The 7798-nt window shown below is 68.9% G+C and carries 8 protein-coding genes and 1 pseudogene; 3 read left to right on the top strand and 6 right to left on the bottom strand.

All coding sequences use genetic code 11. From position 1 onward, the window contains the following. Together ACIQ1J_RS03655 and ACIQ1J_RS03650 are read right to left on the bottom strand one after the other, a co-directional pair. On the bottom strand, positions 1 to 164 hold a 164-nt coding region (locus ACIQ1J_RS03655), incomplete at its 3' end, for a transposase (RefSeq protein ID WP_403553829.1). Between the two features lie 282 nt (positions 165 to 446). Then, on the bottom strand, positions 447 to 1232 hold the full coding sequence (locus tag ACIQ1J_RS03650; RefSeq protein WP_403553766.1) for an SDR family NAD(P)-dependent oxidoreductase: 786 nt from the start codon (positions 1230 to 1232) through the stop codon (positions 447 to 449). Positions 1233 to 1317: 85 nt separating this feature from the next. Here ACIQ1J_RS03650 and ACIQ1J_RS03645 point away from each other — a divergent pair, with 85 nt between their 5' ends. After that, positions 1318 to 2172, top strand: a complete 855-nt coding sequence (locus tag ACIQ1J_RS03645) for a helix-turn-helix domain-containing protein (protein WP_403553764.1) — start codon at positions 1318 to 1320, stop codon at positions 2170 to 2172. Positions 2173 to 2452: 280 nt separating this feature from the next. Here the strand turns inward: ACIQ1J_RS03645 and ACIQ1J_RS03640 are convergent, their stop codons facing one another. Then, positions 2453 to 3295, bottom strand: a complete 843-nt coding sequence (locus ACIQ1J_RS03640) for a helix-turn-helix transcriptional regulator (RefSeq protein ID WP_403553762.1) — start codon at positions 3293 to 3295, stop codon at positions 2453 to 2455. A gap of 389 nt (positions 3296 to 3684) precedes the next feature. Here ACIQ1J_RS03640 and ACIQ1J_RS03635 point away from each other — a divergent pair, with 389 nt between their 5' ends. Beyond that, positions 3685 to 4629: an SDR family oxidoreductase gene (locus tag ACIQ1J_RS03635; RefSeq protein ID WP_403553760.1), complete on the top strand. Its 945-nt coding sequence runs from the start codon at positions 3685 to 3687 to the stop codon at positions 4627 to 4629. A gap of 98 nt (positions 4630 to 4727) precedes the next feature. Here ACIQ1J_RS03635 and ACIQ1J_RS03630 read toward each other — a convergent pair whose 3' ends face one another. From ACIQ1J_RS03630 to ACIQ1J_RS03620, 3 genes and pseudogenes are all read right to left on the bottom strand, one after another. Continuing rightward, a complete protein-coding gene (locus ACIQ1J_RS03630; protein WP_403553758.1) occupies positions 4728 to 5252 on the bottom strand; it encodes a nitrilase-related carbon-nitrogen hydrolase in 525 nt (174 codons plus the stop codon). A gap of 116 nt (positions 5253 to 5368) precedes the next feature. Then, positions 5369 to 5719 (bottom strand): annotated as a pseudogene (locus tag ACIQ1J_RS03625) (formylglycine-generating enzyme family protein); the annotation flags it as partial. Between the two features lie 52 nt (positions 5720 to 5771). Continuing rightward, positions 5772 to 6647, bottom strand: coding sequence for a helix-turn-helix transcriptional regulator (locus ACIQ1J_RS03620; RefSeq protein ID WP_403553827.1), 876 nt, complete (start codon positions 6645 to 6647; stop codon positions 5772 to 5774). Positions 6648 to 6795: 148 nt separating this feature from the next. Here ACIQ1J_RS03620 and ACIQ1J_RS03615 point away from each other — a divergent pair, with 148 nt between their 5' ends. After that, a complete protein-coding gene (locus ACIQ1J_RS03615; protein ID WP_403553756.1) occupies positions 6796 to 7785 on the top strand; it encodes an aldo/keto reductase in 990 nt (329 codons plus the stop codon). Positions 7786 to 7798 lie beyond the last annotated feature (13 nt).

The raw sequence follows: 7798 nt of genomic DNA, 5'->3' as shown, positions 1-7798 counted from the left end.
GGGGCCGGTTCCTGCTGCTTCTGGTACTTCTTTACCCAGCCGCGTAGCGTCTCCGAGTTCAGCTCAAGCTCCCGGGCGACTTCGGAGATCGTCTTAGTTGACCTCAACGCGATCTGGACGGCTTCCTCGCGGAACTCCGGCGAGTACTTACTGGGTGGCGCCACTTCTTCCTCGTTTCCTTGTTCAGGACAACCCTATTGGGTGCCTGTCCGGAAACTTCGGGGCCCCTCACTGCCGCGTGACTGAGGAGTGGATGTCCTGCGCGGCCCGATCGGGAGGACCGCGCAGGCGGTTCAGGTCCAGCAGGTGACCGATGGACGCCGCACTGGGGATGAGGTTCCCTCGAGATTCGGAAGACGGTGACAGGACGTCCCTGTGCCACTCGGCAGCAAGTTGAGGATCGTTGCTGACTTCGGAGATGAGACCTACGTCCTCGGCTGCCTCGATCAGGCGCCGGCGCCGCCGTCCACCGGCAGGATCGCTCCGGTCACATACGAGGCGCGGTCGCTGAGCAGCCAGGCGGCTGCCTCGGCGATCTCCTGGGGCTCGGCCATCCGGCCCAGCGGAATCGTTGCGGTCATCTGCTCGACAATGCCGGGCGTGGCGGCCTCCCAGGTGTCGATCATTTCGGTGGAGGTGCCGCCCGGGGTGATGCCGTTCACCCTGATGTTGGCGGGGGCCCAGTTGACCGCGGCAGTCTCGGTGAGGCTGTTGAGCGCGCGCTTCATGGCCCCGTAGGCGGGCAGAACGGGGTTGGCGCGGCGGCTGCCGATGCTGGAGGTGTTGACGATGGCCCCGCCGCCGGTGCGGCGCATGAGTGCGGCCTCGGCGTTCATGGCGGTCCAGTGCGAGCGGAAGTTCACGGCGAACTGCTCGTCGATGTCTTCTTCGGCGGTCGTGTCGACGGGGCCGAACTGCTGCTGGGGGACCGCGCCGTTGTTGAAGGCACCATCGAGCCGTCCGCTCAGCTCCTCGACGCGGTCGACAGCCGCGCGGATGCTCACACCGTCGGCGAGATCCAGGGTGACCGCGTCGGCGACGCCGCCGGCGGCGCGGATCTCGGTGACGATCCGGCCGAGGGCGTCTGTGCTGCGGGCGGCCAGCACGACCTTTGCGCCTTCCCGCGCAAAGAGCCGGGCCGCGGCAGCGCCGATACCGCGGCTGGCGCCGGTGATGAACACGACCTTGCCGTTCAGCAGGCCGATGGGGGCGATGTCTGTGTTGGTGGTCATGGCAGCAGTGTTTGCCGGTCTCGGGACCCGATCCAGGCACAAGCCGTACCAGGATCCCGCTCCGCGAAGCGTGCAGACTCGGCGTATGGACAAGCAGGAGCTGGGCACGTTTCTCCGCAGCCGTCGCGAACGGCTGCGGCCCCAGGACGTCGGTCTCCCCTCAGGTCCGCGACGGCGGACACCAGGCCTTCGGCGCGAGGAGGTAGCGGTCCTCGCACACATCTCCACGGAGTACTACATCCGCCTGGAACAGGGCAGAGCGGCCTCAAAGCCCTCAGGAGGGGTCCTCGCCGGGATCGCAGGCGCACTGCTGCTCACTGACATCGAATCTGGTCACCTCCACGTCCTGGCAGGCACCGCGCCGAACCGCACAGGACTGCACCGGCGCGACGTCCGCCCGAGCATCCTCGCCCTGCTCGAGCGGCTGCCACAGACAGCCGGCTTCGTCATGTCCGCAGCGTTCGAGGTGCTCGCCTGGAACGACCTCGCAGCCGCCCTCATGGAGGACTTCGCCGCGCTCGACCCCAAGGACCGCAACCTCGCGCGCCGGGCATTCCTCGCATCGGAGCGCGCCGATGCGCCGCTGTACGGGATCTCCGACGCCGCCGAGTTCCGCCACCAAGCGGTCCTGGGGCTCCGCGCCACCCACGCCCGCTACCCGGCGGATCCTGCGGTGACCGGCCTCGTCGACGAACTCCACGACTCCAGTGCCCACTTCGCCCGGCTCTGGGGGCGGCACGACGTCCAGGCCGCGCCGATGCTCACGAAGACCCTCCGCCACCCGGCCGTCGGAGAGATAACCGTCGACTGCGACTCACTCGCACTCACCGAACGCGACCAACACCTCGTGCTCTACAGTGCTCCGCAAGGTTCCCCGAGCGCCGAAGCACTGGCCCTTCTGAACGTCCTCGGAACCTCGGCAGCCGAGTATCACCAGTAACGCCGGACAGCCCACGGCACACCCCTAAACCGGAGTAGCCCAGCAGGCTGTTGGAAGCGGCGCGCCGCTGCCTGGCCGTGATTACGACGGATAAGGGCTTTCGAGACCGCAAGGTGGATCTTGCTGGTCAGTCCAGTCCGCTGCGGGCCGTCCAAGGCCGTGGCCGGGCGGCTCGACGAAGACACCGCCGGGCCGTTCCTTCTGGCGGTCCTCTTTCCACCGCTCCGGCGGCGTGCTGGTGGGCCCGGCGGACGGTGTTGCCCTGGGGAGGCGGAACCCCTCAGGGCAATGCCTGCGGTCCTATGACAGACAGCAACTGCAGCCTTTCGTAGCTCTCACTGCCGGGAACGGCGGTGTAGACGAGCAGGAGATGCGACTGGTTCGGGTCGAGCAACGTCTGACAGGTCAGTTCCAATGGGCCGAGCTCGGGGTGGGTGAAATGTTTCACCTCTTTGGGCCGGATGCCGACCTCGTGGTCGTTCCACACCTGACGGAACTCTTCGCTTTGAGCGAGCAGCAGGTCGGCGTAGTGGGCCGCGCGCGAACCAGGACCCCGCAGCGTGGCCACCCCGCGCAGGCCCGAGGCGAACATACGGGTGAGGAACGGATGGTCGTCGGGGGCGTAGAGCTGTCGCGTGGCGGGGTCGGTGAACCATCGGTAGCCGAGGCTGCGTGCCGGGCCGCTGTAGACGGTCATGTCGCCGGTGAGCGCGATTCCCAGGGGGGTCTGCCGCAGCGTCTCGCCGAGCTCGGTGACGATCTCCGCGGGCGTGTCGTGCAGCCGGTCGAGGATGCGCAGCAGGCCAGGACCGATGTGCGCATTGTCCGCTCCCCGCGGGGGCGGGGTCTGTCCGGCGAGCCGGAACAGGTGGTCGCGCTCATCGAGGGAGAGATGGAGTCCTTGGGCGATGGAGGCGATCATCTGCTCGGACGGCTGGGGTCCGCGCTCCCGCTCGAGCCGCGCGTAGTAGTCGGTCGACATATGGCACAGCGCGGCCACTTCTTCCCGCCGCAGCCCGCTCGTCCTGCGGCGTCGTCCACGCGGAAGGCCGACGTCTTCGGGCTGCAGCGACTCCCGGCGGCGCCGGAGGAACTGTGCCAGTCCGGTCCGATCGATCACCATGCGCGTCTCCGTCTCCGTCACCGTGCGTGCCCCTCCGATGCTCATTTCTACCGCGCGCCCCTCCCGACATCCACGGATTGTCAGTTCCCCCTTCACGAGTTGCCGCCGCTACGGTGCCCGTCCGAAGCTCAGTGACGTAGCTGCTCGAGAAAGAAACGAGGGCGTGGACGGTCTCACCTGGAAGGTCGCCGTGGTGACGAACTCGGCGCGCGGGGTGGCCGGGCGTCGCCGTCGGCGGGGCAGTCCAGTAGCGGCCGGCCAGGCTCACATATGCACCGCGGTGAATCGTGCCGGAGCCTGGACTTCCTGATCATGGGATCGAGCAGCCGTGAACAACTCCGCCGTCTTCCGTGACGGTGGAGCCAACGACGCGACCCAGGAGTGTGCACATGCCACGCAAACCCACCGGCATCACCGTGTCCGACCTGTCCGGCAGGCGCGCCGTCGTCACCGGAGCAAGCGACGGTATCGGGCTCGGCCTCGCCACGAGGCTTGCCGAGGCCGGGGCAGAGGTGCTCCTGCCCGTTCGCAACCCCCGCAAGGGCGAGGCCGCGCTGGCCACGATCCGCCAGACGGTCCCCCACGCGAACGTGTCGCTGCGCGAGATCGACCTTTCCTCGCTCGCCTCCGTCTCGGCCCTCGGCAAGACGCTGCAAGAGGAGGGCCGGCCGATCCACATCCTCATCAACAATGCCGGCGTCATGACTCCGCCCGAACGGCAGACGACCGCCGAGGGGTTCGAGCTTCAGTTCGGCACCAACCACCTCGGCCATTTCGCCCTGGTGGCCCATCTGCTGCCGTTGCTACGCGCCGGCCACGCACGCGTGACCTCGCAAATCAGCGTCGCGGCGAATCAGGGCGCCATCAACTGGGACGACCTGAACTGGGAACGCTCCTATGACGGCATGAAAGCCTACAGCCAGTCGAAGATCGCGTTCGGGCTCTTCGGCCTCGAACTCGACCGGCGGAGTCAGGCCCATGGCTGGGGCATCACGAGCAACCTCTCTCATCCCGGGGTCGCTCCGACGAACCTGCTCGCCGCCCGCCCCGAGGTCGGACGCGCCAAGGACACGATGGGCGTGCGCCTGATCCGGGTTCTGTCTGCCCGCAGCATCCTCGTCGGGACAGTCCGCACCGCGCAGCTTCCCGCCCTCTACGCCGCCACCTCCCCCGACGCCGAGCGTGGCGGGCTCTACGGGCCGCGCGGGCTCGGGCACATGGGCGGCCCTCCCGGAGAGCAGAAGCTCTACTCCCGCCTCCGCAGCACCGAGGAGGCTCAGCGCATCTGGCATGTCTCCGAAGAGCTGACGGAGGTTCACCTCCCCGACAGCTGAGAATTCCGACGCTTCTTCGTCCGTGGCCGCCGCCTTCCTGACCCCGGCGTATGTCCCGTGAACGGCCTCGCCGGCGTGTCCCTCAACACCGACCTGGCTCACCATCCCGGCTGGCGGAAATGTCGTTGTGAGGCGCTGGGCGGCCGGGCCGGTTCGTCCACGCGGCGGTGGTGCGTCGTCGACGCAGGGCAGGCAGGCAGGTCGATGGTGGCGGTGACGAACGAGGCGACGCCGCCGTGGTCGAGGCGGCCGACGGTGCGCCCGGTGTGGTCGGTGACGGTGGCGTGGCCACCGAAGAAGTCGACGCGTTCCATGAGGTTGTCGAGGGCGCGGGCCCGGTTCTGGATGTCGAAGGCATCGGAGGCGACGCCGGGCAGCGGGTAGCTGTTGCGGTAGGCGATCTCGCAGCCGCCGAGGGCCAGGCCGCGGGCATTCTCCGGGAAACTGGCTTCGTAGGCCATCATGCCCCCGAGGCGGCCGATGCTGGTGTTGCTGCGGCTGCCGGCGTGCCAGACGCGAGGAAAGTCGCTTCCCAGCGACCCCGCCGAGATCAACGACGGTTCAGGACGCGCTTCCGACGCACGGCCTACAGGCGCCTGCTTGACACGGAGTGTGACTGACATCGGCAAGGGAGAGGGGTGGTGACCGAGTGGGTGGAGTGCACTCTGGGCAGGCAGTGACTGGTTGTTGAGCAGAAGATGCGTTTACTGATTTCGGCGTCTCAACTACGACCTCACCGGCCCACGGCGTGGACGCGTTCGTGCGAGTTACCGCGGTACCAGACGATCGCGTCGAGCTCCCCGCAGCGCGGTCCTGCCGCGCCGGCCCGGCAGGCGTGCTCCTACTCGGCCTCGCTCGGCAGCCGGTACCCGTCGGCGGACGCGTCCCACTCGACACGGCAGCCGTTCCCCATGGACGGGCCTTGACCGCTCACTTGTGACCTGGGTGTACAACGCCTGGTTGACGGGGAATGCCGCGAGCCGGTAGGGCGCGAGCCCGACCTCCCAACTGCGCCGCGTGCGCGCCGGTCCGACAGCGTCACTCGCCCCGCACGGATGGCGATCACCTCGTTCCCCGTACGCACGTCCATGAGCGGGGACCCTGCCGGCAGGCCGTCCCGGTGCCGGCTGCTACCCCGTCGGTCAGGGCTCCTGGTGGAGTCGACGGTCGGGGGTTTCGCGCGTCTGGGTGAACTCCTGGAGGCCGAGCACCCGCAGAAGCTCCAGCCGTTCGCGGGTCTCGTTGTCGGCGGGGGTGAGCACCATCAGCCGCTGCCGGTGGTCGACTCCGACGAGCGTCTCGACGTCCATGAGCAGGTGACCCACGCGCGGATGAATCAGAATCTTGCGATCCGTTCGTTTGACAGCTACTTCGTGCTCGGCCCACATCCGGCGGAAGTCGCTGTTCGCCGCCCGCAGCCGCGTGACGAACCCGGCGACGGCGGGATCGCCGGAGTGACGGCCTACGGCCGCGCGCAGGTCGGCCACGAGTTCGCGGGCGTGGCGCTCGTGCTCGCCGGGCGGGTGCGAAGCGCGGGCAGCGGGATCGGTGAACCAGCGGTACACGAGATAGCGCCGGTCGCCGGTGAACGCGGTCTGGTCACCCATCAGCAACAGGGACGCCGGGTTCTGGGCGAGAACCTCCCCCAGGTCGGACAGGACCACTGCCGAAGTGCCGGTGAGCAGCTCCATCATGCGCACGAGGCCGGTCCGGGCAGGCTGAGCGGGACCGTCGGCAGGAGGTGGCTGATGACCCGCAAGATAGAACAAGTGTTCGCGTTCGTCGTCGGACAGCCGCAGCGCGCGGGCCAGCGCCCCGAGCAGCTGCGACGAAGGCTGACTGCTGCGGCCCTGCTCCAGGCGTGCCACGTAGTCCACCGACATACCGGCGAACATCGCCACCTCTTCGCGGCGCAGGCCGCTGCTACGGCGGCGAGGTCCCTTGGGCAGGCCCACCTCGCCCGGGTGGATCGCCTCGCGGCGACGACGCAGGAAGTCCGCCAGTTGATCGCGCTCCATGAGCCCATCGTCACACTCGGGCGACGCCTCAACCAGGGAGTGGCACTCCGATGACACATGCTCCTCTTCCACCCGGCCCGGAACCGAAGCAGAGTCGGCGGCAGGTCGACGAGCGAACTCCGTCAGGCCCGACGAGAAGGAGAACACGATGCAGACACGCACCCTGGGCACCACCGGCCTGACCGTTTCCGCGCTGGGTCTCGGCGCGATGGGTATGTCCGGCGCCTATGGCCCTGCCGACCGCGCCGAAAGCATCGCCACCGTGCACGCCGCGCTGGAGGCCGGCCTCACCCTGATCGACATGGCTGACTTCTACGCCTCCGGTCACAACGAGCTGCTGGTGGCCGAGGCACTGCGGGGCAGGGAGCGCGGCAGCTATCGGCTGAGCGTGAAGTTCGGCATGCTCACCGCCCCCGGAGGCGCGTATACCGGTATCGACGGCCGCCCCGAGGGGATGAGGAACTTCCTCGCCCACTCCCTGACCCGCCTGGGCACGGACCATGTCGACGTGTACCGCCTGGCGCGGCTGGACCCGGCGGTGCCCACCGAGGAGACGGTGGGGGCGATCAAGGAGATGGTCGACGCCGGGTACGTGCGCCACATCGGGCTCTCGGAGGTCGACGCCGACACCGTGCGGCGCGCTCACGCCGTGCATCCGATCAGCGACCTGCAGGTCGAGTACTCGCTGCTGACGCGGACAGTGGAAGCCGAGGTCCTGCCCACGCTGCGTGAACTCGGCATCGGCATGACCGCGCACGGTGTGCTCGGCCGGGGCCTGCTCTCCGGGCGCTGGACCGTCGGCACCTCCATCGGCCCCGGAGACTGGCGCGCCTTCGACCCGCGGTTCGCCGACGGGAACCTGGAGCACAACCTCGCCCTTGTGGAGGCCCTGCGCCAGGTCGCCGAGGCGAAGGAGTGCTCCGTCGCCCAGTTGGCCATCGCCTGGGTGGCCGCCCAGGGCGACGACATCGTGCCGTTGGTGGGCGCCCGTACCCGCGACCGGCTGGCCGAGGCGCTGCCCGCGAGCGAGATCCGGCTCACCGAGGACGACCTCGCTCGGATCGAGAAGGCGGTCCCGGACCGCGCCGCGCGCGGCAGTCTCGACGCGTCCGCCGCCCTGTCCGAGCTCCTGGGCTGAGGAGAAAGCACAC

The organism is Streptomyces sp. NPDC097107 (genome assembly GCF_044762405.1).
Taxonomy (GTDB): Bacteria; Actinomycetota; Actinomycetes; order Streptomycetales; family Streptomycetaceae; genus Streptomyces; species Streptomyces thinghirensis.
Note: the sequence above shows the minus strand (reverse complement) of the source record. Positions and strands in the feature narration are given on the sequence as shown.

Coding starts and splice junctions, on each gene's coding strand:
- ACIQ1J_RS03650 (WP_403553766.1), bottom strand. CDS start 1,232: ATGACCACCAACACAGACATCGCCCCCATCGGCCTGCTGAACGGCAAG.
- ACIQ1J_RS03645 (WP_403553764.1), top strand. CDS start 1,318: ATGGACAAGCAGGAGCTGGGCACGTTTCTCCGCAGCCGTCGCGAACGG.
- ACIQ1J_RS03640 (WP_403553762.1), bottom strand. CDS start 3,295: ATGGTGATCGATCGGACCGGACTGGCACAGTTCCTCCGGCGCCGCCGG.
- ACIQ1J_RS03635 (WP_403553760.1), top strand. CDS start 3,685: ATGCCACGCAAACCCACCGGCATCACCGTGTCCGACCTGTCCGGCAGG.
- ACIQ1J_RS03630 (WP_403553758.1), bottom strand. CDS start 5,252: ATGTCAGTCACACTCCGTGTCAAGCAGGCGCCTGTAGGCCGTGCGTCG.
- ACIQ1J_RS03620 (WP_403553827.1), bottom strand. CDS start 6,647: ATGGAGCGCGATCAACTGGCGGACTTCCTGCGTCGTCGCCGCGAGGCG.
- ACIQ1J_RS03615 (WP_403553756.1), top strand. CDS start 6,796: ATGCAGACACGCACCCTGGGCACCACCGGCCTGACCGTTTCCGCGCTG.